Annotated in this window: 21 protein-coding genes and 1 rRNA gene; 4 read left to right on the forward strand and 18 right to left on the reverse strand. The window is 71.0% G+C overall.

From position 1 onward, the window contains the following. Positions 1-422 (reverse strand): 16S ribosomal RNA (locus KY462_13370); the annotation flags it as partial. A 682-nt stretch (positions 423-1,104) separates the two neighbouring features. Here KY462_13370 and KY462_13375 point away from each other — a divergent pair. Then, complete coding sequence (locus tag KY462_13375; GenBank protein ID MBW3578702.1) at positions 1,105-3,513, forward strand: PBP1A family penicillin-binding protein; 2,409 nt, start codon at positions 1,105-1,107, stop codon at positions 3,511-3,513. Positions 3,514-3,536: 23 nt separating this feature from the next. On the opposite strand, the gene KY462_13380 is transcribed toward KY462_13375, so the two are convergent. From KY462_13380 to argC, 10 genes are read right to left on the reverse strand one after another with little or no spacing between them, the layout of a single operon-like run. Then, positions 3,537-4,163: a DNA-3-methyladenine glycosylase gene (locus KY462_13380; GenBank protein MBW3578703.1), complete on the reverse strand. Its 627-nt coding sequence runs from the start codon at positions 4,161-4,163 to the stop codon at positions 3,537-3,539. A 31-nt stretch (positions 4,164-4,194) separates the two neighbouring features. Then, entirely contained in the window at positions 4,195-5,949 is a 1,755-nt protein-coding gene (polX, locus tag KY462_13385; GenBank protein ID MBW3578704.1) for a DNA polymerase/3'-5' exonuclease PolX, read from the reverse strand. After that, positions 5,950-7,380, reverse strand: a complete 1,431-nt coding sequence (gene argH / locus KY462_13390) for an argininosuccinate lyase (GenBank protein ID MBW3578705.1) — start codon at positions 7,378-7,380, stop codon at positions 5,950-5,952. Then, positions 7,344-8,576 carry an argininosuccinate synthase gene (locus KY462_13395; protein MBW3578706.1) on the reverse strand — a complete coding sequence of 411 codons (1,233 nt, stop codon included), beginning with the start codon at positions 8,574-8,576 and terminating at the stop codon, positions 7,344-7,346. The genes argH and KY462_13395 overlap by 37 nt, the downstream gene beginning before the upstream one ends. Positions 8,577-8,586: 10 nt before the next feature. Next, positions 8,587-9,069 (reverse strand): arginine repressor, encoded by a 483-nt coding sequence (locus tag KY462_13400; GenBank protein ID MBW3578707.1) that lies wholly within the window; start codon positions 9,067-9,069, stop codon positions 8,587-8,589. Next, positions 9,069-9,998 carry an ornithine carbamoyltransferase gene (argF, locus tag KY462_13405; protein ID MBW3578708.1) on the reverse strand — a complete coding sequence of 310 codons (930 nt, stop codon included), beginning with the start codon at positions 9,996-9,998 and terminating at the stop codon, positions 9,069-9,071. The genes KY462_13400 and argF overlap by 1 nt, the downstream gene beginning before the upstream one ends. A 1-nt stretch (position 9,999) precedes the next feature. Next, complete coding sequence (locus KY462_13410) at positions 10,000-11,268, reverse strand: acetylornithine transaminase (protein ID MBW3578709.1); 1,269 nt, start codon at positions 11,266-11,268, stop codon at positions 10,000-10,002. Then, positions 11,268-12,167, reverse strand: coding sequence for an acetylglutamate kinase (gene argB / locus KY462_13415; protein MBW3578710.1), 900 nt, complete (start codon positions 12,165-12,167; stop codon positions 11,268-11,270). Before argB ends, KY462_13410 begins: the two co-directional genes overlap by 1 nt. After that, entirely contained in the window at positions 12,167-13,384 is a 1,218-nt protein-coding gene (argJ, locus tag KY462_13420; GenBank protein ID MBW3578711.1) for a bifunctional glutamate N-acetyltransferase/amino-acid acetyltransferase ArgJ, read from the reverse strand. Before argJ ends, argB begins: the two co-directional genes overlap by 1 nt. Continuing rightward, positions 13,381-14,406 (reverse strand): N-acetyl-gamma-glutamyl-phosphate reductase, encoded by a 1,026-nt coding sequence (gene argC / locus KY462_13425; GenBank protein ID MBW3578712.1) that lies wholly within the window; start codon positions 14,404-14,406, stop codon positions 13,381-13,383. Before argC ends, argJ begins: the two co-directional genes overlap by 4 nt. A 265-nt stretch (positions 14,407-14,671) precedes the next feature. Here argC and KY462_13430 point away from each other — a divergent pair, with 265 nt between their 5' ends. The 3 genes from KY462_13430 (at position 14,672) to KY462_13440 (ending at position 18,556) form a co-directional block, all read left to right on the forward strand. Beyond that, a complete protein-coding gene (locus KY462_13430; GenBank protein MBW3578713.1) occupies positions 14,672-15,952 on the forward strand; it encodes a cation:proton antiporter in 1,281 nt (426 codons plus the stop codon). Between the two features lie 128 nt (positions 15,953-16,080). Next, positions 16,081-18,333: a fused MFS/spermidine synthase gene (locus KY462_13435; GenBank protein MBW3578714.1), complete on the forward strand. Its 2,253-nt coding sequence runs from the start codon at positions 16,081-16,083 to the stop codon at positions 18,331-18,333. A gap of 25 nt (positions 18,334-18,358) precedes the next feature. Beyond that, the gene (locus tag KY462_13440) at positions 18,359-18,556 is read left to right on the forward strand and encodes a hypothetical protein (protein MBW3578715.1); all 198 of its coding nucleotides are present in this window, start codon (positions 18,359-18,361) and stop codon (positions 18,554-18,556) included. Between the two features lie 317 nt (positions 18,557-18,873). Here KY462_13440 and KY462_13445 read toward each other — a convergent pair whose 3' ends face one another. The 7 genes from KY462_13445 to KY462_13475 form a co-directional block, all read right to left on the reverse strand. Continuing rightward, positions 18,874-19,275 carry a PIN domain-containing protein gene (locus tag KY462_13445; GenBank protein MBW3578716.1) on the reverse strand — a complete coding sequence of 134 codons (402 nt, stop codon included), beginning with the start codon at positions 19,273-19,275 and terminating at the stop codon, positions 18,874-18,876. Beyond that, positions 19,272-19,499, reverse strand: a complete 228-nt coding sequence (locus KY462_13450) for an antitoxin (GenBank protein MBW3578717.1) — start codon at positions 19,497-19,499, stop codon at positions 19,272-19,274. Before KY462_13450 ends, KY462_13445 begins: the two co-directional genes overlap by 4 nt. A gap of 140 nt (positions 19,500-19,639) precedes the next feature. After that, on the reverse strand, positions 19,640-20,029 hold the full coding sequence (locus tag KY462_13455) for a hypothetical protein (protein MBW3578718.1): 390 nt from the start codon (positions 20,027-20,029) through the stop codon (positions 19,640-19,642). 89 nt (positions 20,030-20,118) lie between these two features. Next, complete coding sequence (locus KY462_13460; protein MBW3578719.1) at positions 20,119-20,370, reverse strand: YgiT-type zinc finger protein; 252 nt, start codon at positions 20,368-20,370, stop codon at positions 20,119-20,121. 576 nt (positions 20,371-20,946) lie between these two features. Continuing rightward, entirely contained in the window at positions 20,947-21,651 is a 705-nt protein-coding gene (locus tag KY462_13465) for a hypothetical protein (protein MBW3578720.1), read from the reverse strand. Between the two features lie 70 nt (positions 21,652-21,721). Then, positions 21,722-22,423 (reverse strand): maleylpyruvate isomerase N-terminal domain-containing protein, encoded by a 702-nt coding sequence (locus tag KY462_13470; protein ID MBW3578721.1) that lies wholly within the window; start codon positions 22,421-22,423, stop codon positions 21,722-21,724. Next, on the reverse strand, positions 22,420-23,166 hold the full coding sequence (locus KY462_13475; protein MBW3578722.1) for a GNAT family N-acetyltransferase: 747 nt from the start codon (positions 23,164-23,166) through the stop codon (positions 22,420-22,422). The genes KY462_13470 and KY462_13475 overlap by 4 nt, the downstream gene beginning before the upstream one ends. Positions 23,167-23,188: the final 22 nt, after the last annotated feature.

A 23,188-nucleotide genomic window follows, 5' to 3' on the forward strand; every position in this document is an offset into this window, starting at 1 on the left:
CCGAAGGCCTTCTTCCCGCACGCGGCGTCGCTGCGTCAGGCTTTCGCCCATTGCGCAAGATTCTCCACTGCTGCCTCCCGTAGGAGTCTGGGCCGTGTCTCAGTCCCAGTGTGGCTGTACGAGCTCTCACTCCAGCTACCCGTCGTCGCCTTGGTGAGCCGTTACCTCACCAACTAGCTGATAGGCCGCGAGGCCGTCCTGCGCCGCCGGAGCTTTCCTGTCCAGATCATGCGATCCGGAGAGAATATCCGGTATTAGCCCCGGTTTCCCGGGGTTATCCCAAAGCGCAGGGTGGGTTCCTCACGTGTTACTCACCCGTTCGCCGGTTTCCACCACCCCGAAGGGTGGCTTCGTCCCTCGACTTGCATGTGTTAAACGCGCCGCCAGCGTTCGTCCTGAGCCAGGATCAAACTCTCCGTTGAACGATCGATATATCCAGTACGGACATTCGATGCGAAGGAGAGCTGGATAACAGCTCCATTTTATGGGTCCGTGGTCATCCTCGGATGCCACGGGATACAACGACCGTCTCAGTTTCACCGCTGAACGCGGTTCCCAAGGACGGGGTCATGTGCACTGGCTTTTGGCACGCTATGCAGTTTTCAAGGATCGGGTCTGGTGACCGTCGCGGGTTCCGCTCCCTTTGGAGCCGGCTTCCGCCGTGGTCACGCGCGTCCGCTTCGGCGCCCCCTCTCCCGATCGGGAGCCTCAGCGCCGAGACTCTGCGGCCCGACGCGCACGTCGGGCCGGACAGAAAACGTTACCGTGACGTCTCTCGCCTGTCAACCGGGTTCTGCGCCCCGTCGGGCGATCCCCGCCGCGCCGGGGCCGTTGTCGTGGCCGCCGGCGCGCGGACCTTACCTGGTGGGTACCGGGGCGACAACCGCCACGACGCCCACTGGTGAGTCCGCTCCGGGCACACGGCGGTGCGGGTCTTCCCCACCCCACTTCGTGCCCTGCTCCCTGTCCAACACGCCCCGCGGGACGGATGTTCCCGCCCCCCGAGCCGATCCCGCGACCGTCCGCGACGCGTCGGCTTCGCTGCTCGGGGGGGGCACCTGCGTACGCTGCCGCGGCATGCGGGGGTTGGGACAGGCTCGGCTCGTGGCGGCGGGGGTCGCCCTGGTCGGCGCTGCGTGCGCGCAGGTCGTCGTCCTGGAACCCGGCGACCCGATCGCGTTCGTCCAGCAACCCCAGACCTCGCACGTGCTGGCGGCCGACGGCACGGTGCTGGCCGCACTGCACGCCGAGCAGGACCGCGAGGCCGTCCCACTGGACCGGGTGCCCGCCGAGCTGGTCGCGGCGGTGATCGCCGTCGAGGACCGGCGGTTCTTCCTGCACCGCGGTGTGGACGTCCCCGCGATCGCCCGAGCGGCGGTGCGCAACGTGGAAGCCGGCGCCGTGGAGGAAGGCGGGTCGACCATCACCCAGCAGTACGTCAAGAACACCATGCTGGGTCCCGCGCGTACCGCGGAACGCAAGCTCAAGGAGGCGGCGCTCGCGTACCAGCTCGAGCAGCACCATTCCAAGGAACAGATCCTCGAGCGCTACCTCAACACGATCTACTTCGGCCACGGCGCGTACGGCGTGCACGCCGCGGCCCAACGCTACTTCGGCCGGCCGGTGGACGCGCTCACACTGGCCCAGTCGGCACTGCTGGCCGGGTTGATCGCCTCGCCCGCCCGGTGGGATCCCCACACCCGACCGCAGGCCGCAGGCGAGCGGCGCGCCCACGTGCTCGACGCGATGGTCGCCACCGGGCGGCTCGACCGCACGGCCGCCGCCGAAGCGGCGAACGAGCCCCTGGACCTCATCCCGCTGCCAACCGACCGGCGCCACCGCGCTCCCTACGTCGTCGAGGAGGTCCGCCGCCTGATCGCCCGCGACGAGGACGGGGCGTTCGCGGCGTTGGGGGACGACCCCGACGAGCGCCTGGCGACGCTGTACACGGGCGGCTTGCGCATCCACACCACGATCGATCTGCGCATGCAGGACCAAGCCGAGGCGGCGATCGCCGGGGTCCTGGCCGAACCCGATGACCCCTCCGCCGCGCTGGTCGCGATCGACCCTGCCAGCGGCGCGGTCCGGGCGCTGGTCGGTGGACGTGACTTCTACGACGAAGACGGCCCCCACGCCCGCTTCAACCTCGCCACTCAGGGCCGTCGCCAGCCGGGTTCGGCGTTCAAACCCGTGGTGCTGGCCGCCGCCCTGTCCCGCGGTGTCGCCCTGGAGCGGACCTTCCCTGGCGGGTCGTCGGTGACCATCCCCGACCCGGCTTGCCGGGGACCGCAAGGCCCGTGGTCACCGTCGAACTACGACCACCGCGCGTTCGGGCCGGTGACGTTGCGCGGAGCGACCATCCACAGCGTCAACACCGTCTACGCCCGACTGGCCGCGGAGCTGGGCCCCGAGACGCTGCTGGCCACGGCCCGCAACCTCGGCATCAAGGGCGAGCTTCCCGCCGTGTGCGCGCTGGCGCTGGGAGCCGGAGAGGTCTCCCCGGCGGACCTGGCCGCCGCCTACCAGCCGTTCGCCGCGCTCGGTCGGCGTCATCCCGCCCACCTGATCGCCAGGATCGAGACGGCGGACGGCGATGTCGTCCACGAGCGTCAGGCCGAGTCCTACCAGGTCCTCGACGAAGCGGTCGCCCACCTGGTGACACGCACCCTGCAGGAAGCGGTCCAGCGCGGGACCGGGGTGAACGCCGCGATCGGTCGGCCCCAGGCGGGCAAGACCGGCACCACCGACGGGTCGACCGACGCCTGGTTCGTGGGGTACACCCCCGATCTGGTCGCCGCCGTGTGGATCGGGTTCGCCGAGGGCAAGATCGCCATGGTCCCGCCCCGCACCCGCATCCGTGTGGAAGGCGGCCGCTGGCCGGCGCAGATCTGGGCCGCGTTCGCCAAGGAGGCGCTGGCCGACGCTCCGCCCCGCGAGTTCGAAGTCCCGGAGGTGTCCCTGGTCACCGTCGAGGTCGACATCTCCCGCAACTGCCTGCCCAACCCCTACACCCCACCGGAGCTCGTGCAGGCCCGCGAGTACCTGCGCGGCACCGAACCGACCGAGCTTTGCACCGAACCGACCGGCCCACCGGTCGACGACGTGCCTGACGTGACCGGTCTGACCCGCGCAACCGCACTGCGACTGCTGCGCTCGAAGGGCTTCGTCGTCGAGGAGCGCCCCGTGGCGTCGAAGGTGTACCCGCCCGGGTACGTCACCGGCCAGCAGCCCCTGGCAGGCGGCCGCGTCGACCCGTCGGTGGGCAAGCTCGTGATCTGGGTGTCGGTCAACCCTCGCGAGCACGCGGTCGTCGCCGACGTGGTCGGGCTCGAGCTGGAGTCGGCGGTGGCGCGGCTGGAGTCCCAAGCGTGGGTGGTGCAGTCGCTGTACGTCTGCCCGGAGCACGGGTGCCCACCCGACGCCCGCCCGGGGCGCGTGTGGGAGCAGGACCCGCCCGCGGGCAGCCGTGAGCGCCTCCACTCGGTGGTCGTGCTCCGCGCCTACCCGCGGTAGCCGTCGCCGCAACCACGCGGACGTCAACTGCCCGCGCGGGGATGGCGGGCGTAGCGACTGACCTCGGGTACCCCCGCGACCCAGAACCGCCACGGCTGGTCGGCGGCGAGCCGGATGCCGGTCCGCGGCCCGGTGACCACCGCATCGTCTGCGGGGCGCCACCCGTCGTCCTCGACGCGGAGCGGGGAACCGGCGTCGGTCACGTCGACGCCGCTGTGGTCGGCGGCGACGGCCAGGCCCTGTGTCAGCCGGCCGGGGCCACGCAGCAGGTCACGGTCACGGTCGACTGCGCTGCGGCGTGGACGGACGTAGTCGTGTCCGGCCAGCAGGACCGCCGCGCGCAACAGCACAGCCGCCGCGACGCCCTCAGCCTCGCACGCGATGTTCATGCAGTGGTGCATGCCGTAGGTGAAGTAGACGTAGAGGTGACCGGGAGGGCCGAACATCACCTCGTTGCGGGGGGTCCGGCCACGGTAGGAGTGGCTGGCCGGGTCGCTCTGGTGGTAGGCCTCGGTCTCCACCAGCCGGGCGATCGTCTGGCTGCCGTCGTCCTCACGGCGGACGACCACCTTGCCGAGGATGTCGGCGGCGACCTGCAGCACCGGACGGTCGTAGAAGGCACGGTCGAGGACCGCCCGGCGGGCGTGCAGCTGGCCGTAGTCGCTCACCGGGTTGTGACGGTCACCGGGCAGCCCCGCGGCGTCGGCTCGCCACGACCCAGTCCAGGAAACGGTCGGTCGGCCAGGTGTTGGCGATGCGGTCGGCGGGCACCCAGCCGCGTTCGGCCAGCCGGACCCCGAACTGGAGGTTGTCGAACTCGCGGATGCGGTGCGCGTCGCTGTTGACGACGAACGTGACGTTGCCGCCCCGGGCGGCGCGCAGCACCTCGGCTGAGGCGTCGAGGCGATCCAGATGGGAGTTGATCTCGATGGCGGTGTCGGTGGCTGCGGCCGCGTCCAGGATCGTGTCGACGTCCAGGTCGATCCCCGGGCGACGTCCGATCCGGCGACCCTGCAGATGCCCGATGCAGCGCACGGCCGGATGGTGGATGGCGGTCAGGACCCGGTTCGTCTGCGCCGCCCGGTCGCGGCGGAAGTGGCTGTGCACGCTGGCGACCGTCCAGTCGAAGCTCGCCAGGAACTCCTCGTCGTAGTCGAGGTCGCCGTCCGCGCCGATGTTCAGCTCGCAGCCGTGCAGGACCCTGATCCGCCCGGCGTGACGGCGGTTGAGTGCGGCGATCCGCTCGCGCTGGGCGAGCATGTCGTCGGCCGACACGCCGCTGATGCGCAGATCCTCGCCGTGGTCGGTGATCGCCAGGTACCGCAACCCCCGGCTCAGCGCCGCATCGACCATCTCGTCGAGGGTGTTGCGTCCGTCGCCGGAGAGGTCGGTGTGGACGTGGAGGTCGCCGCGGAGGTCGGCGACCGACGCCACGCGTGGCAGTTCATCTGCCGCGGCGGCGGCGACCTCGCCGACGTCCTCGCGCATCCCCGGCGGGACCCACTGCAGGTCCAAGGCGGCGTAGATGTCCTCCTCGGTCTGCGCCGCCAGCAGCCTGCCCGTGTCGGTCTCCCACAGGCCGTACTCGTTGAGGCTCCACCCGCGTCGGACGGCCCGCTCCCGGACCCGGACGTTGTGCGCCTGCGAGCCGGTGAAGTACTGCAGGGCGGCGCCGAACTCCTCGCGTCGAACGACGCGCAGGTCCAGCTGCAGCCCCCGTGCCGTGACCACGGTCGCTTTCTTGTCCCCCCGTGCAGCCACCTCCCGGACCATCGCCATCCGCGTGAACGTGTCCATCACCGGCGTCGGGTCGACGGCCGCCACGACCACGTCCACGTCGGCGACGGTCTCACGGAAGCGGCGCAGCGAGCCGGCGTAGGCGACCTCGTCGACGTCGTCGACCCGGCGCAGCAACGCGGTCACCTCCGTGGCGACGGGCAGGGCGTCGGCGATGGTGGTCCGCCGCTCCTTGCCGGTCAGGCCGAGCTTGGCGATGTTCGCGGCGATGTTCTCCTCGGTCTTCACGCCCAGCCCCGGGACGTCACGGAGCCGGCCGGCAGCCACCGCCGCGCGCAGGTCGTCGATGCTGCGGATCCCCAGATGCTCGTGCAGCAGCGCCACCGTCTTGGGCCCGATCCCCGGAACACGGATCAGCTCGAGGTAGCCGGGGGGGTACCGGTCTCGCAGCTCCTCGAGTCGGGCGATCGTCCCCGTGTCGGCGAACTCGGCGATCTTGGCGGCGATGGCCCGCCCGATGCCCGGCAGCGCGGTCAGCTCGGCCTGGTTGAGCGCCGTCACGTCGTGAGGGCAGGCCTCGACCGCCCGGACCCCGTTGTGGTAGGCCCGGGCACGGAACGACTGGCGGGTGCCGTCCTCGAGCTCGGTGAGCATCGCGAGCTCGTGCAGGAGCCGGGCGACGTCGGCGTTGGTGGGCATCTAGTGGCCGCCGGCGCGGTTGGCGGCGATGACCTCCCGCGCGACGGTCAGCTGCGCTGCGACCGACGCGGTGGCGGTCCCCAGCGTGCTGCTGCGGCGCTCGACCGCCTGGCGGACGTCGAGGAGATCGGCCACCGATCGGTCCAGGGCCGGATGGGCGCCGGCGAGCTCGGCGGGGTCGAGGTCCTGCAGGTCGCGGCCGTCGTATTCGGCACGGCGGACCAGCTCACCGACGACGTCGTGGGCATCGCGGAAGGGCACCCCGCGCCGGACGAGCTCCTCCGCGAGGTCGGTGGCCAGCGACGAGGCGCCCGCGGCCGCGGTCTCGAGCCGTTGACGGTCGAACTCCAGCGTGGCCACCATCCCGGTCACGGCCGGGAGCGTCACCTGCAGGGTGTCGACCGCGTCGAACACCGGCTCCTTGTCCTCCTGCAGGTCGCGGTTGTAGGTCAGCGGCAGCCCCTTCACGGTCGTGAGCAGCGCCACCAGGTCGCCGACGATCCGCCCGCACTTGGCCCTGACGAGCTCAGCGATGTCGGGGTTGCGTTTCTGGGGCATGATTGACGACCCGGTGCAGAAGGGGTCTGCGACGCGCACGAAACCGAACTCGGCTGAGCTCCACACGACGAGCTCCTCACCGATCCGCGACAGCGTGGTGGCCAGGAGCGCAGCGGCGGCCAGGAACTCCAGCGCGAAGTCGCGGGAGGCCACCGCGTCCATGGAGTTGTGGGTCACACGACTGAACCCCAACGCGGCGGCGTACCCGGCCGGGTCCAGCGGCAGGGTGGTTCCGGCGAGCGCACCGGCACCCAGCACCGACTCGTCGGCACGGCGGGCGCAGTCACGCAGCCGCCCCACGTCACGGTCGAGCATCCACAGGTAGGCCAGCAGGTGGTGGCTGAGCAGCACCGGCTGGGCGCGTTGCAGGTGGGTGTAACCGGGAGCGATCCAGTCCAGGTGCGCGTCGGCCTGGTCGGCCAGCACCTCCTGGAGGTCCGCGATCGCGTGGACCAGGTCAGCGCAGGCGTCGCGGAGCCACAGCTTGAGGTCGTTGACGATCTGGTCGTTGCGCGACCGGCCGGCGCGCAGCTTCCCACCGAGGGGACCGAGCCGTTCGGTGAGCCACCGCTCCACCGCCCCGTGCAGGTCCTCGTCGGTGACTGCCCAGGGGAACTCACCGCGCGCGAACAGCTGGGCGCACTCGTCGAGGGCCTCCTCCAGCCGGCGGGCTTCGTGGCCGTCGAGGATCCCGATCCGGGCCAGCTCCCGCGCGTGCGCCTTGCTGGACGTGAGGTCCTGCCGCCACAGCCGGTAGTCGAACCCCGTCGACGCCGACAGGCGCCAGGCCGCCTCGTCGGGGTCCTGCGCGAACCGTCCCCCCCACAGGCGGCCGGTCACAGCTGACCGGTCTCGCGCGCCCGCCGCGCCCAGGTCTTGAGCGGCAGTCCCCACAGCGACACGAAACCCTCGGCCTGGGTGTGATCGAAGCGGTCGTCGACGCTGTAGGTGGCCAGCGACTCGTCGTAGAGCCCGACGTCGCTGCGGCGACCGATCACGTTGGCCGAGCCCTTGTACAGCTCGACGCGGACGTCGCCGCTGACGTACCGGCTGGCCTCGTCCATGAACGCGTCCAGCGCTCGCTTCAACGGCCCCCACCACAGCCCGTTGTACAGCAGCTGCGCGTAGCGTCCCTCCTCGGTGCGCTTGTGGTCGGACAGCTCCTGCTCGAGGCAGACGTCCTCGAGGTCGCGGTGGGCGGTGAGCAAGGTGACGGCGCCGGGGCACTCGTACAGCTCACGGCTCTTGATGCCCACCAGCCGGTCCTCGATCATGTCGATCCGCCCGACGCCGTGCGCGCCGGCGCGGCGGTCGACCTCGGCGATCAGCTGTGCGATCGGCAGCTCCTTGCCGTCGATGGCCACCGGCATGCCCTCGGCGAACGTGACGGTGAGCTCCTCGGGGGTGTCGGGGGCGGCCCGGGGACTGACCGTCCGGGCGAACACCTCCTCGGGGGCCCGCGCCCAGGGGTCCTCGAGGATCCCGCACTCGGCGGTCCGGCCCCACAGGTTCTCGTCGATCGAGTAGGGACTGTCCTTGTGCACCGGGACGGGCAGGTCCCGCTCGACTGCCCATGCGATCGCTTCGTCGCGTGACAGGCCCCACTCCCGGATGGGGGCTTCGGTGTGCAGGTCGGGGGCCAGGCACATCGTCCCGACCTCGAAGCGGACCTGGTCGTTGCCCTTCCCGGTGCACCCGTGGGCCACCGCGGTGGCGCCGGTCTCGCGGGCGACGCGGACCAGATGCTTGACGATCAGCGGCCGCGACAGCGCCGACACCAGCGGGTACTTGCCCATGTAGACGGCGTTGGCCTTGATCGCGGGGACGAGGAAGTCCTCGGCGAACTCGTCGCGGGCATCGACGACCAGCGCGTCCACCGCCCCGCAGTCCAGCGCGCGCCGGCGGATGCCGTCCAGCCCGCCGGTGTGGGCGTTGGCGTCCGCGTCGCCCTGGCCGACGTCGACGGCCAGGGCGACGACCTCGTAGCCCTTGTTCTCGGCGAGCCAGCGGATCGCCACGGAGGTATCCAACCCACCGGAGTAGGCCAGGACGAGGCGGGGAGTCGGCATAGCGGTCCTTTCAGGTCAGGTCGGCGAGGTCCCGGAAGCGTCGGGCGAGGTCGCGACCCGCGATCCCTTCGCGTGCGATCACCACCACCGTGTCGTCACCGGCGACGGTGGCGAGCACGCCGGGCAGCTCGGCGAGGTCGACCGCGGCGGCCACGGGTCCGGCGCCGGCCGGTGGCGTGCGCAGCACGGCGAGGTTCCCGCTGCTGTGCACCTCGACCACGAAGCGCTGCACGACGTCGCTCAGGCGGTCCCGGGCGGTCGCGGGCGCCGGATCGCTCGCCAGGCGGTACGCCAACGCCCCGGAGGCCCCACGGACCTTGACGGCACCGAGCTCGTCGAGGTCGCGGGACACGGTCGCCTGCGTCGTATGCACCCCGTGGTCCGCCAGCAGGTCACACAGCTGCTCCTGGGACTGGACCTCGTGGTCGTGCAGCAGCCCGACGATCAGGCGTTGGCGGTCGGGCTTGCTCACGGTGCCGGCAGCGCGGGCCATCAGCCGCTCCCGTCGCCGTCTGCGAGGAGCGCCAGCAACAGCGCCTTCTGGGTGTGCAGCCGGTTCTCGGCCTGGTCCCACACCCGCGAGGCGGGTCCGTCCAGGACCTCGCCGGTGACCTCCTCGCCGCGGTGGGCGGGCAGGCAGTGCAGGAAGACGGCACGGGGTGCGGCCTTGGCGAACAGGTCGGCGTTGACCTGGTACGGGGCGAACGCCGCCCGACGCTGGTCGACCTGGTCGCCTTGACCCATCGACACCCACACGTCGGTGTAGACCACGTCGGCGCCGTCGACCGCGGCCAGCGGGTCGTCGGTGACCGCCACCGCCCCGCCCAACGTCCGGGCCTGCTCGACCACCCCCGGGTCAGGCGCGTACCCGGCAGGGTGGCCGACCCGCACGTCCATGCCGGCGAGCCCGCCGGCCAGCAGCAGCGAGTGCGCCACGTTGTTCCCGTCGCCGACGTAGGCCACCGACACGCCGCGCAGCGAACCGAACTCTGCCCGGATCGTCTGCAGGTCCGCCAGCGCCTGGCACGGGTGTTCGTGGTCGGTCAGGGCGTTGACGACCGGGACGGCCGCCGCGGCAGCCAGCTCCTCGACCCGGTCCTGTGCGAACGTGCGCACCACGATCGCGTGGGCGTACCGCGACAGGACCGCTGCGGTGTCGGCCAGCGTCTCGCCGCGACCCAGCTGCAGCTCCTGTGACGACAGCGCCAGCGGGTGGCCGCCGAGCTCGGCGACGGCGACCTGGAACGACACCCGCGTGCGGGTCGAGGGCTTCTCGAACAGCAGCACCACGGTCCGCCCCGCGAGGTCGCCACGGTGGTCGACCCCGGCGTCGCGGCGGTTGGAGCGCAAGCGGTCGGCGGCGTCGAGCAGGCGGGCGAGCCGGTCGCGGTCGAGGTCAGCCACGCTGAGGAAGTGCCGCACGCTACTCCTCGCTGCCGGCGCGGTCCGCGTCGGCCGCCGAAGAGCTCGCCTGGCCGGCTCGGGCCACGGAGGCGAGGGCGTCCGACAGCGCGGCGATCGCCAGCTCGATCTCGTCGTCGGTGACGGTCAGCGGGGGGGCCATGCGCACGAGGTCGTCGGCGACCGCGTTGACCAGGAGGAACCGGTCGCGGCAGGCCGCTTCGACGGAGGCGGCGACCGGCCGGTCGAGCTCCACGGCGAGGAGCAGGCCGCGCCCGCGCACCCCTGCCGCATGGGGCACGGCACCCACCAGGCCGCGGAGCGCGTTGGCCAGGCGCTTCCCGGCCGTCGCGGCGGAGGCGACCAGGTCGTCGGCTTCCAGGGTGTCGACAACGGCCAGCGCGGCGGCGCACGTCACCGGGTTGCCGCCGAAGGTCGAGGCGTGCTGGCTCGGGGCGAAGGCGTTGGCGGCGGGGCCCCGGGCGACGCACGCCCCGATCGGGAGGCCGTTGGCCAACGCCTTGGCGAGCGTCACCACGTCCGGCTCGATGGCGGTCTGCTGCCAGGCGAACCACGACCCCGTCCGCCCGATCCCGGTCTGGATCTCGTCGACGATCAGCAGCGCCCCGTGCCGGTCGCAGGCGTCGCGCGCGGTGGACAGGACCGCGTCGGGGACCGCCCGCACACCACCCTCGCCCTGGATGACCTCGACCAGGACCGCGCAGGTGTCCTCGCCGACCGCGGCGCGCAGGGCGTCGGGGTCGTCGTGGGCGACGTGGTCGACGTACCCGGCCAGCGGCTGGAACGGGTCGTGCTTGGCCAGTTGTCCGGTGGCTTCGAGGGTGGCCAGCGTCCGCCCGTGGAAGGATCCCTCCAGGGCGACGACGCGGTACTTGTCGCGGTGCTGCGCCAGGCCGTGGCGGCGGGCCAGCTTGATCGCGGCCTCGTTGGCTTCCGCTCCGCTGTTGCACAGGAAGGCCCGGCCATCCGGCCAGCCCAGCAGGTCCGCGAGCCGTTCGGCGAGCGCGACCGCCGGTTCGGTGAGGAACAGGTTGGAGGTGTGCACCAGGGTGGCGACCTGCTCGGCGACCGCGGCGGTGACCGCCGGGTGTGCGTGGCCGAGGCTGGTCACGGCCAGACCGGACACGAAGTCCAGGTACGCCCGGTCCTCGGCGTCGAACAGGGCGCTGCCGCGTCCGCGGACGAACGCCAGCGGCGGCGTGCGGTAGGTGGGCAGCAGGTGCGCGTTGAAGCGGTCCTGCAGCTGCGTGAGGTGAGCGGCGGCGTCCATCACGGCCCCCTGGAGATCATCGTGCCCACACCCTCGTCGGTGAAGACCTCGAGCAGGACCGCGTGCAACACGCGGCCGTCCAGGACGTGGGCCTGGGGAACGCCTGCGTGCAGCGCCTGCACGATCGACGTGACCTTGGGTCGCATCCCGGCGTGGAGCTCGTCGCGGGCGAGCATCGCCTCGAGCCGGTCGACCGGGACCTCCGACAGCAGTGACCCTGCGTCGCCGAAGTCGTCGTACAAACCGGGGACGTCGGTGAGGTAGACCAGTTTGGTGGCGCCCAGCGCCGCGGCGATCGCCCCGCAGGCGGTGTCGGCGTTGACGTTGCGGTCGACGCCGTCGCCGCCCCGCCCGACCGTCGCGACGACCGGGACGAACCCGTCGTCGAGCAGCCGCAGCAGCACCGCGGGGTCGACCGCGTCGACCTCCCCCACCAGGCCGAGGTCCTCGCCGGCGGGGCCGGCGGCGGGGCGGACCGTCAGCAGGTTCGCGTCGGTGCCGGCCACGCCGACCGCCGAGGCGCCGGCCGTCTGGATCAGGCGGACCAGCTCGGGGTTGACCCGCCCGAGCAGCACCATGCGGACCACGTCCATGGTCGCCTCGTCGGTGACCCGCAGTCCCGCGACGAAGCGAGGTTGGAGACCCAGGCGCCCAGAGACCTCGCTGATCTGCGGACCGCCGCCGTGCACCACGACGGGGCGCAGGCCCACGAAGTGCAGCAACGCCACGTCCGCGGCGAACGAGCGCTTCAGTTCCTCGTCGACCATGGCGTTCCCGCCGTACTTGATCACGACGGTGGCGCCGTGGAAGCGGGTGATCCACGGCAACGCCTCGCGCAGCACCACGGCCTTGGCCTGCGCGGCGGTGGCGCGCTCGTCGGTGGGGGCGATCGGAGCCATCAGGTCGTGTACTCGGCGTTGAAGCGGACGTAGGCGGGGGTGAGGTCGGCGGTGAGGAACGTCGCCTCGGCCGCGCCGAGCCCTAGATCGACGGTGACCTCCACGTCGCGCTTGGACAGGGCCGCAGCAGCCTGCCCACGGTCGAACGCGGTCGCGACCCCGTAACGGCACACGGTCACCCCCGCGAAGCGGACCGTCACCCGCTCGGGGTCGAAGTCCACGTCGGTGGCACCCATCGCGGCCAGCACCCGCCCCCAGTTGGGATCGGCCCCCGCCAGCGCAGCCCGGAACAACGTCGACGCGGCCACGGCTCGGGCCAGGGCGACCGCGTCGTCCTCGCTGCGGGCCCCCACCACGTGCAGCTCGGCCACCTTGTTGGTGCCTTCACCGTCGGCCACGACCGCCCGGGCCAGGTCCGCGCAGACCGACTCCAGGGCGGCGCGGAAGGTGGCCAAGGTCGGGGGTTGCGTGGCGTTGCCGTTGGCCAGCACCGCGACGGTGTCGTTGGTCGACCCGCACGCGTCGATGCTGATGCGGTTGAACGTGCGCGCCACGACCTGGCGGACGATCGGGCGGAGCACCGCCGGGGTGAGCGGGGCGTCGGTGGTGATCAGGCCGATCAGCGTGGCCATGGCCGGCTCGATCATCCCCGCGCCTTTGGCCATGCCCCCCACCGTGCACGCTCCGGTCGCGTCCTCGACGCGGTAGGCGACCTCCTTGGTGGTCGTGTCGGTGGTGAGGATGGCGCGAGCGGCCCGCCCACCACCGTCGTCGCTGAGGTCCGCGACGACCCGGGGGATCGCCGCCAGCAGTCGCGCCAGGTCCAGCGGCACTCCGATCACCCCGGTGGAGCAGATCAGGACGTCGGTGGGGTCGATCCCCAGGTGGGTGGCGACCGCCTCGGTGGTCGCCTCGGCGGCAGCGAGGCCGTCGGGACCGGTGCAGGCGTTGGCGTTCCCGCTGTTGACCACCAACGCGCGGGCGTGCCCGTCGGCGGCGTTCCGGGCCGTGATCACGCACGGGGCCGCCCGCACCCGGTTGGTCGTCACCGCCACGGCGGCGATCGCGGGCACGTCGGACACCACCAGCGCGAGGTCCGGCCGCCCCGACCGTTTCAGCCCGGCCAACACCCCCCCGGCACGGAAACCGGAGGGGGCCGTGACCCCACCCTCGGTCCTGGTGAGCGCGGCGCGGTCGCGGGGACCGAAGCCGCTCACGGGTACAGGCCAACGGCCGTCAGTCCAAGCGTCTCGTCCAGTCCGAGCATGAGGTTGGCGTTGTGCAACGCCTGCCCGGCGGCGCCCTTCCCGAGGTTGTCGACCGCGGCCACAACCAGGACACGGCGGGTGCGCGCGTCGAACGTCGCCGACACCTGGCAACCGTTGGAACCGGCCACCGCCTTGGTGTGGGGGAACGTCCCCGGATCCAGGACCCGGACGAACGGCTCGTCGCGGTACCGATCAGCCAGCGCCCCGTGGACGTCGTCGGCACCGACCCCGTCACGGACGGTGGCGTAGCAGGTGGCCAGCTCGCCTCGGGCCATGGGTACCAGGTGCGGCGTGAACGACACCGGCCCGCTGGGCACACCGGCGAGCCGGCCGAACCAGTGCTCGATCTCGACGGTGTGGCGGTGGTGCGGGGCGCCGTAGGCGGTGAAGTCCCCGTGCAGGTGCGTGAAGTGCAGGTCGTCTCGCAGCCCGCGCCCCGCCCCCGACGTGCCGGACTTGGCGTCGACCACGATGGTTCCGGGCTCGACGAGCTCGCCCAACGGCAGCAGCGCCAGCAGGGCCGCGGTCGGGTAGCACCCGGGGTTGGCCACCAGCTCCGCCGTGGACACCGCGTCGCGGGCCCACTCGGTCAGCCCGTACACCGCGGGGGTGAGGTCGGGGTGGGCGTGGGGCTCGCCGTACCAGTCGTGGAAGTCCTCCGCAGAGAGGCGGAACGCGCCGGACAGGTCGATCAGCCGGGTGGCGGCTGTGTGCAGCTCGCCTGCGAGCTCGATCGACGCGCCGTGGGGGGTGGCCAGAATCACCAGGTCGAGCGCCGCGAGCCGGTCGAGGTCGACCGCGTCGAAGACGGCGTCGGTGTCGAGGTTGGGAAACAGGTCACGGATCGGGGTGCCGGCCTGACGGTGGGCGGCGACGGCCACGACGTCGATGGCGGGGTGTGCGCCGAGCAGGCGCAGCAGCTCGGCGCCGCCGTAACCGGAGGCGCCGACGATGCCGACCCGGTGTGCCACCTGCAGGACCCCCGTCGAGGCGCGATGCACCAATGATGCATGAACATGCACGGCGCTGCAACCCACGGGCTGAGTCGGGCGTGGTCGGAAGTCGCGTGGACAGCTGGAGCCTGCGACGTGCGCGGCTAGCTTCTTCGCATGGTCGCCGTCGACGTGGCCCGCTCGCCCGGTCGCTGCACCGTCGGACGCAGGAGCGCCGCACACAGCCTCTGTCGTCACCACGGCTGTCTGGCCGGCTGGTGAGTTTCGAAGAGGCGTACGGGGGCTGGAGAGTTACGACCTCCTTCTGATCGTCGCGGGCATCGCGGTGCTGGGCACCGCGGTCCTGCCCCGCGTGCTGCACGACAAGCCGTTCACCTTGCCGATGACGCTGGTCGGGATCGGCCTGGTCGCGTTCTGGCTTCCTCTCGGGCTGGACAGCCCCGATCCGATCGGGGCGGGCAACGTCACGGAACGCCTCACGGAGCTGGGCGTGATCGTCTCGCTGATGACCGCGGGTCTGACGATCGATCGGGCGCCTGGGCTGCGCGCGTGGTCGCCGACCTGGCGTCTGCTGGGCGTCACCATGCCGCTCACGATCGTGGCGGCCGCGCTGCTGGGATGGTCGGTCGCCGGGCTGGTCCCCGCCACGGCGGCGCTGTTCGGAGCGGCGATCTCACCGACCGACCCGGTGATGGGCAAGGACGTGGAGGTCGGCGCACCGGGCGAGGGCGCCGAGGACGAGGAGACCGAGGAGTACGACCTCACCGGACCCGGAGAGGAGGACGAGGTCCGCTTCGCGCTGACGTCGGAGGCTGGGCTGAACGACGGGCTCGCGTTCCCCTATACCAACCTGGCGATCGCGATGGCGATCGCCGGCGCCGCGCCCGGCAACTGGATCGGGGCGTGGCTGGTCGTGGACGTCGTCTTCAAGCTGACCGTCTCCGTGCTCCTGGGCATCGGCCTGGGCAGGATCTTGGCGCACACGCTCCTGAGCCTGCCGGCGCGGACGGACCCCGCCAAGACGGTCACCGGGCTCGGCGCGCTCGCCGCAACGCTGGTCGTCTACGGGCTCACCGAGTACGTCGGCGGCTACGGGTTCATCGCGACGTTCATCGCGGCGGTGACCATCCGCGCGTCCGACCGTTGGCACGAGTTGCACGCATACCTCCAGACGTTCTCGGAGCAGGCGGAGCGCCTGCTGATGTCCGCGATCCTCGTGCTGTTCGGCGGCGCGATCGCGCGCGGCCTGTTCGCCCCGCTCGACGGGGAGCTCGTCGTCGTTGCCGTGCTGATCGTGCTGGTGGTGCGTCCGGCTGCGGGAGCGGTCGGGCTGATCGGTTTCGACCGCGCCCCGTGGCGTGAGCGCGCCGCGATCAGCTTCTTCGGGATGCGCGGGATCGCGACCTTCTACTACCTGTCGCACGGGCTGGAAGAGGCCGAGTTCGCGCAGAAGGAGGAGATCTGGGCCGTCGCCGGCCTGGTGGTCCTTCTGTCGATCGTCATCAACGGGGTCAGCGCCGCTCCTACCCTCGAGGCCCTCGATCGCCGCCGCGAGGCCACGTAGCCATCACCACGCCAGGCGAGCGTCGCCGCCGGATCGGCCTTACCATCAGCCGCCCCGTGACGTCCTCACTGTTTGTCCACGGCAGATCATGTGCCATGCGGTCCCGACGCTCGGAGCGACAGCACGCGATGTTGGTGGTGCTCCTGTTCGCGGTCGCTTCGTTCGTGAGCGCCGGGCTGCTGTTCATGGTGCAGCCGATGGTCGCGAAGCTCGTGCTGCCGACGTTCGGCGGATCACCGGCGGTGTGGAACACCTCGATGCTGTTCTTCCAGACGGTGCTGCTCGCCGGCTACAGCTACGCCCACTTCTCGACCCGGTGGCTGGGGCTCCGCCGCCAGACGGTGGTCCATGTCGCCGCACTCGCGGCTCCCCTGCTGGTCCTTCCGGTCGCCCTCCCGGTGGAGGCGTTCCCGCCGGACGGGGTCATGCCCGCCGTGTGGCTGCTCTACGTCCTGGCTGTCATGGTGGGAGCACCGTTCCTGCTGGTCAGCACGTCCGCTCCGTTGCTGCAGCTGTGGTACTCCGCGACCGACCATCATCGAGCCGGCGACCCCTACTTCCTGTACGCCGCCGGCAACTCCGGGAGTCTCCTGGCCCTGCTCGCCTACCCCTTCCTGATCGAGCCGACGCTGAGCCTGCCGACCCAGACGCGCCTGTGGTCGGCTGGGTACGCGATCTTCGTCGTCCTCGCGCTGGCGTGTGTGGCGACCGTGCACCGGCGTCGGGCAGTGGCATCCGAGCCGGGAACGCCGGCGGGGGGCGACGCGCCGAGCGGCGTGGCGTCTGTCGGCCGGCGCCGTCAGCTGACCTGGGTGATGCTGGCGTTCCTCCCGTCGAGCCTGATGCTGGGTCTGACCCAGTTCGTGTCCACGGACATCGCAGCGTTCCCTCTGCTGTGGGTGGTCCCCCTGTCGGTGTACCTGCTGAGCTTCATCGTCGCGTTCGCTCAGCGCCGCCCGCGCGTCGCGCTCGCGGCTGGTCGCGTGCTCCCTGCGGCGACGCTGGCCATCGCTGTGACCATGATCCCTGGGCTGACGTTCCCGGCCGGCTTCGAGATCACCCTCCACCTGCTGTTCTTCACGACCGTGGCGCTGGTCGCGCACGGGCGTTTGGCGGACGACCGCCCGCCACCGGCCAGGCTCACCCACTTCTACCTGCTGGTGTCCATCGGCGGGGCGCTCGGCGGGGTGTTCAACGGGTTGCTCGCCCCGGTGCTGTTCGACCACGTGATCGAGTACCTGCTGGTGACTGCGGCAGCGGTCGTGGTCCTGGTCGGCCTGCAGGCCCGTGGGCCGCGACCCCGCCCCGTGGCACCCAGGCGGCGCGCATTGGAGGCCTCGGCGGTCTTCGGCGCCCCGTGGTTGCTCCAGCAGGGGGTGGAGCGCGGTGGGTACGTGGCAGCGGCGGTGGTCGTCGGGTTGCTCCTGGGCGCCCGTCGCGTGGTGTCGCTGGTCGCCGAGCGGCGGCCGGCCGCGTTCGCCGTGGGCGTCTCGGTCGTGCTCGCCACCGCCATGCCGGTGAGCACCGATGCGCTGCGCACGGAACGAACCTTCTTCGGCGTCGCACGTGTCGAGGCGGAAGGCGACCAGCACGTGCTCGTCCACGGCACCACCATCCACGGGTCACAGGACCGCCGCCCCGGACAGGTAACGGTCCCGCAGAGCTACTACCACCCCACGAGTCCCATCGGTGAGGTGTTCGCGGTCTACGGCCAGCGGCCGGTCACCGACAACGTCGCAATCCTGGGTCTCGGGACCGGGGCGCTGGCTGGTTACGGGCGCGACGGGCAGGCGTTCACCTTCTACGAGATCGACCAGGCCATCGTCGACATCGCCACCGACCCGCAGCTGTTCAGCTACCTGAGCGACACGGCCGCCGACGTCGACATCGTCCTCGGCGACGGGCGTTCAGCGCTGGCCGACGCCCCCGATCGTCACTACGGCATCATCGTGGTGGACGTGTTCAGTTCGGATGCGATCCCCGTCCACCTCCTGACGGCCGAGGCGGTGCAGATGTACCGCTCGAAGCTCGCGCCGGGCGGCGTGCTGGCCTTCCACACCAGCAACCGTCACATCGACCTCGAGCCCGTCGTGGCCGGGGTCGCCGCACATCTGGGCCTCACCGGGGTGGTCCGCAGCGACGCGGGCGATCCCGTCCGGGGCAGGCTCAACTGGGTGGTCCTCGCCGAGTCCGCGCAGGTCCTGGAATCCCTCGGCCAGAGGTCGCCACGCCCCGGGCGCGACGACCGCGTCGGCGGGCACGACGAGGCCCCACAGAGCGCCTCGCGAGGGACGTGGCGGCCGTTGACCGCCGAAACCGGGCACGCGCCGGTCTGGACGGACGACTTCTCCGACGTCGTCCGGGTGGTGCGCTGGCGCTGAGCCACAGCTGCCCAGCCAGGTCCGTATGGCGGCGTCCACGGTCCACGCGGACCTCACCGTCAGCGAGAACCTCACGTTCGCGGCCGCCATGCTTGGCGTCGAAAAGTTCTTGGCGGACGTCCGTGACGCCGATGGCGTCGAGCTCCTTGACGAACGCCTGCATACCCAAGTCGAGGTACCACTCGTCCTTCTTGCCCGCGTCGAGCCAGATTGCCTTCTGTGACCGCAGCGCATCGGCGTGACCGGCCGCCATCCGGACCGGGTCCCAGTCCAGCCACCGTTGCCAGATATCGTCGATCAGTCGTCCGGTGTTGATGTCGAAGGGCAGCTGCACGGTGCCGTCCTCCTCGGGCCGCGATCCCGTAGGTCATGGTCAGATTCGCGTCGGGCTCCTTGCTCATCGGCGGCCGGGAAAAGAAGTCCTCGAGGAACGACTCGTAGGACCCGTCGTACTCGTCGCGCAACACGCGGGCTGCATCACCGAACCCCTTCATGCAGCACAGCTCGTACAGCGCGCCCACCGCTGTCGGCGGATCCCGTCTACTCGCTGAGCGTGACAGCAAGGTCGGGGACGGCACGCGCAAGACGTTCGTCCGTTGTGATCAGCGCTCCTTCGACGCCTATGGCGGCGGCCACGTAGAGCACATCACGAGCCGCCACGTTGTCCCGCATGTTCCAGGCCGCTGCCAGCAACCCACCAGTGATCGGTACACGACGCATGTCCATGCTGGCGAGCCGTTGCAGGAGTTCGCTCACCTCACCAGCGTCGAGCTGGTCTGCTCGATGTAGACGGGCTAGCGCCGAGAAGACTTCCGCGTCGAGGTGCGCCACGGAGATCAGGGCCGCATCGCGATCCGCCGTGAGCCGTCGACGGACCTGTTCACCGGGTTCGCTGCGCACCACAAGGTCGACGACGGCGGACGCGTCGAGGACGTAGATCACGGCAGCTCGTCACGCACCGCACGGATCGTCTCAGCTCCGGAGATCTCGCGGTGACGAGGCAGCTCGTCCAGCCGATCGAGCCACTCCGCGAGCGTGGGTGTCACGGTGGAGCGCTCGAGGAGCTGGGTCACGTACGCCTGGAGGCTCATGCCTGCCTCCTGAGCACGACGCTTGAGTTCATCGTGCGTGCTCGCAGGCAGATCGCGGATCAACAGATCACCCATCGTAGGGCCCTCCCTAGTGGTGCTATCGCAATGATAGCGCCCACCGTTCGAGAACGGCTCCCCGCGCTGGCGTCCTGCCGCAGCTCATACCGGCGGTTATCCCGTTCCTCCAGAATGCGCGGGGAGATGGGCTGGCGCTGTCAACGGCAGCGGGACGCCACCTGTCGGCGTAGGGTCGTCGTGTTCTGGAACAGGTTCTGGAAGGGCAAGCGACGGACGAGGATCTGGAGAGCCTTGACCGCGAGGCGCTCATCGCCGAGGTGAAGCGACTCCGGGCGGGCATCCGTGCTCATCGGGACAGTTCGGGCCACGATCTCTGCTGGCATCATCCCCAGCTCTGGGGTCTGCTGCCTGAGCCGATCGATGCGGAGATTGCCGTACCGCCATGGCCGAAGTTCCTGCGCGGTTGCCTCGCGTACCGAGAATCGCTCGATCGTGAGCTTGCCGGCGCCCCGATTGACGATGTCGAGCACGACGAACTGCCAAGCGAGAAATGAACTGGCAGTCAGCGTCACTCTCGCCGGTGTCATGGCATCACAGCTCGCCCCCCGTTCTCGTACGGCACTCCCCCCGAGGCCGGGTTGTATTCGTGTAGCGCTCGCGCGTAGGCCCGCTCTCGTCAGGCGGCGTGGACTTCGACCCACGCGATGGTGCGTACCTCGCCGGGTGCGGGTCGATGCTGACGGATCAGTTCAGCCAGGGCGAGACCCGTTTCCTCATCGAACCAGTACTCGTCACAAGCAGGGCATACCTGGGCAGGGGCACCGGTGACCACGAGCAGCCCGGGGTCAGCGTCCTGGTGGTGTTCGACGTCGTCGTGTTCGACCGGTCGACGCACCAGCTCGCCGTTGTCGTGACGGTGCCGTGTCATCGCGGTTCCTCCCCGGTGTCGCCCGACAGCGTGCGTTCGATCCGCTCGGTTCGCTCGACCATGCCCGTGTTCCTGCTCCGTGATGGCGGACAGCCAACCATCCCGGTGCGTCGCAACGCGGTCCTTCGCGCGGCGCCCTCGAGGCCGGCGTGGAGCTGAAGGTGGTCTCACAGCGGCTGGGCCACGCCCGGACGGCGATCACGGCAGACGTGTACCAGCACGTCACCGACCGGCTGGACCAGCACGCCGCCGACACCGTCGCGGCGAGCATCCTGGGCGTTTCGTTTGCCAGTTGTTGCCACAGGGACGACGGTGGAGCGCGAAAATGGCCGCTGACAGCCGTTTCGAGGCAGTTCCTGCGTCCGACGCTCAGACCCTGCGCACAGTGCCACTCGCTTCGGCCGACCACGACACCGTGGTCGCCTGCATCGCGCCCACCCTCCAGGCCTACCTGACCGGCAACCTCGCCTCCCTGTCGACTTTCGCAAGCGCTCCGGCCATGAGCGATCAGCAGCTTCCGTCCTCCAGCAAGGGGCTGCGACTCGCTGCCGTTGGCGGCCGGCGTCCCGACGCCGCCTACGTCGGTTCGGGTCCGGCTTGGGCACCCTCCCGGCCGCGCAGCCGGAAGTACACCAGGGTCCAGACCAGCGCCACGAAGGGGCTGGCGACCGTGCCGCCGATGAGATCGGAGAGGAACCCTCCGGCCGTTTGCCCGAACGGTGCGGTGATCAGCGCGATCACGAGCTCGGCGACGATCAGGACCAGCCAAGCGAGGATGATCACACCGAAGACACTCCACCCATGCCCGCTCACCAGCGTCCGACTGCGTCCGAACGCGTCGGCGACGCCGCGGCGCTCCAGCACGATCACCGGGATGAGGACGCTCCACATCGTGATGAGGTAGAGGCCGGGGATGAGGAGTAGGAGCAAACCGATCCCGATGCCGATGCCGGCCAGGATCCCGGCTCCGGTGATCGGGCCGATGTGGGGCTTGACCCCCTCGAAAGTCTCGCCGATCGACAGGTCGACCCGACCGTCGCGGATATCCTCGACCGCCCGGACGAGAGCTCCCTGCAGCCAGAAGACGCCAACGATGCCCAGCACCCCGGCGAGGAACGCGCCGAGGATCCCCAGCGCGGCGGTCGCGACCAGGCTGAGGATCGCGATGACGAGGTAGACGAGCAGCGCGATGCTCACAAGGTGCTGCCAGTGTTCCTTGTAGAGCTGGACAGCCTCGCCGATGACGCCGGCGGTAGGGCTCGTCGTGTGGTCGTTGGTCATGGTCGGCACCGTTCGTCGGGATCCTGTCGACCCGGCAGTCTCGCACGCGCGTCGGTGATGGCGGCTGGGCTCACAGCGCGCGGACGGCATCGGGATGTCGCTCGCGGCGAGCGAGGCTCCGCACGACGTCGAGTCCTCCTTCGCGGAGGGCTGCAACCTGGCTGAGGACGCACGCCACGAGACGGTACGCATCGGCGGGAAGGGCGGGCAGTTGATCGACGCTGACCGCGAGATCGTCGATGTGCACCACCAGCTCCACGAGACGGGTCTTGAGGTACTCGACGAGCGGCAGCGCCACGCCGTCGAGAACCCCGACCGGAGCTTGCCGGTTGATGGTCGATCGACGTTCGCGCAACCGACGGGTCGCGTCGCGGATGGCGTGTGCGAGCGCGTCAGGCCCGACAGCGCCCGTGTCTGCGCGTCCGCGGATGGTGCGATGGAGCTCGCTGTCGCGCGGATCGTGAGATCCCAGGACGACGACGAAGTAGCCTGCCGCATCCGTCAGTTCGCGATCTGGTGGCGGGGCTGGCACCTCCAGGTAGTCCTCGACGGTGAACACCGCACGCGCCAGGTGGCCGGCGAGACCCGCGACCGTGTAGCCCGGCAGTGAGCTCGGCGCTGCCCACGCGGCGGCGACCGCCTCACTTGCGACGAGCGCGGCGGCCACCTCAGCGCACCGCTCGAACAGATCCCACACCACCAGGCGAACGTAGCGCCGGAGCCCTTCGTCCCGGCGAGCGGCGCCGTAGGCAGACTGTCGACCACGCGTCACCTCTCCTCGGCGTCGAGCGCTGCATCGAGCCAGCTGCCCAGCTCCCGTGATCCCGGCTCGCCGTGACGGTCGTCCGCTGAGCGCGTTGTGCGGCGGTCGTTGTCCTCCGCCGCCCGCCACAACGGCGGCACGACCCGCGACAGCCCCGGGATGACCCGCGCCGCGACCGCGCGCAGGACGCGGCGGACGGCACTGTCGTCGACCGCGTCGCTGTCGCCGATCTCGAGGTCGACCTGCACCACCCGCGCATCGCGGCCGGTGACCTCACCTCCGAGCGCCTGGAGCATCTCGAGCATCGCGTCGTTGTCCGCGAGGACGTAGGAGCGGAACACCTCGATGCCGTGGCGACGTGCCTCGTCGGCCAGCACCTGCAACAGCACGGTGCCGAGCCCGCGCCGCTGGTACGCGTCCACGACGGTCACCGCCGCCTCCGCCACCGTCGGTTCGTCCGCGAGGCGGACGTAGCGGGCCACGCCCATCCCCGGCGTCTGGGGATCGTCGAGGTCGAACGCCACCCAGGCCTCATGGTCCTCGTGGTCCACCTCGGTCAGGTACGCGAGCTGGCCGGGCGTCAGCTCCGGGAGGTTCGTGTGGAACCGCAGGTACCGCGACCGAGGCGACAGCTCCTCGAAGCCACGTCGGAGCGTGTCCTTGTCCTCGGGGAGGATCGGACGCAGCTCAGCGCGGCTGCCGTCGCGGAGGACGACCTGGCGGCCGTCCGGGCGGGTCCGATCGGTGCTCATGTGCCCAGTATGCGCAATCTGC

It is taken from the genome of Actinomycetota bacterium, assembly GCA_019347675.1.
Classification (GTDB): domain Bacteria; phylum Actinomycetota; class Nitriliruptoria; order Nitriliruptorales; family JAHWKO01; genus JAHWKW01.

Coding starts and splice junctions, on each gene's coding strand:
- polX (MBW3578704.1), bottom strand. CDS start 5,949: ATGCCCACCAACGCCGACGTCGCCCGGCTCCTGCACGAGCTCGCGATG.
- KY462_13395 (MBW3578706.1), bottom strand. CDS start 8,576: ATGCCGACTCCCCGCCTCGTCCTGGCCTACTCCGGTGGGTTGGATACC.
- KY462_13400 (MBW3578707.1), bottom strand. CDS start 9,069: ATGGCCCGCGCTGCCGGCACCGTGAGCAAGCCCGACCGCCAACGCCTG.
- KY462_13410 (MBW3578709.1), bottom strand. CDS start 11,268: ATGGACGCCGCCGCTCACCTCACGCAGCTGCAGGACCGCTTCAACGCG.
- argB (MBW3578710.1), bottom strand. CDS start 12,167: ATGGCTCCGATCGCCCCCACCGACGAGCGCGCCACCGCCGCGCAGGCC.
- KY462_13435 (MBW3578714.1), top strand. CDS start 16,081: ATGTTGGTGGTGCTCCTGTTCGCGGTCGCTTCGTTCGTGAGCGCCGGG.
- KY462_13440 (MBW3578715.1), top strand. CDS start 18,359: ATGGCGGCGTCCACGGTCCACGCGGACCTCACCGTCAGCGAGAACCTC.
- KY462_13450 (MBW3578717.1), bottom strand. CDS start 19,499: ATGGGTGATCTGTTGATCCGCGATCTGCCTGCGAGCACGCACGATGAA.
- KY462_13455 (MBW3578718.1), bottom strand. CDS start 20,029: ATGACACCGGCGAGAGTGACGCTGACTGCCAGTTCATTTCTCGCTTGG.
- KY462_13460 (MBW3578719.1), bottom strand. CDS start 20,370: ATGACACGGCACCGTCACGACAACGGCGAGCTGGTGCGTCGACCGGTC.
- KY462_13465 (MBW3578720.1), bottom strand. CDS start 21,651: ATGACCAACGACCACACGACGAGCCCTACCGCCGGCGTCATCGGCGAG.
- KY462_13475 (MBW3578722.1), bottom strand. CDS start 23,166: ATGAGCACCGATCGGACCCGCCCGGACGGCCGCCAGGTCGTCCTCCGC.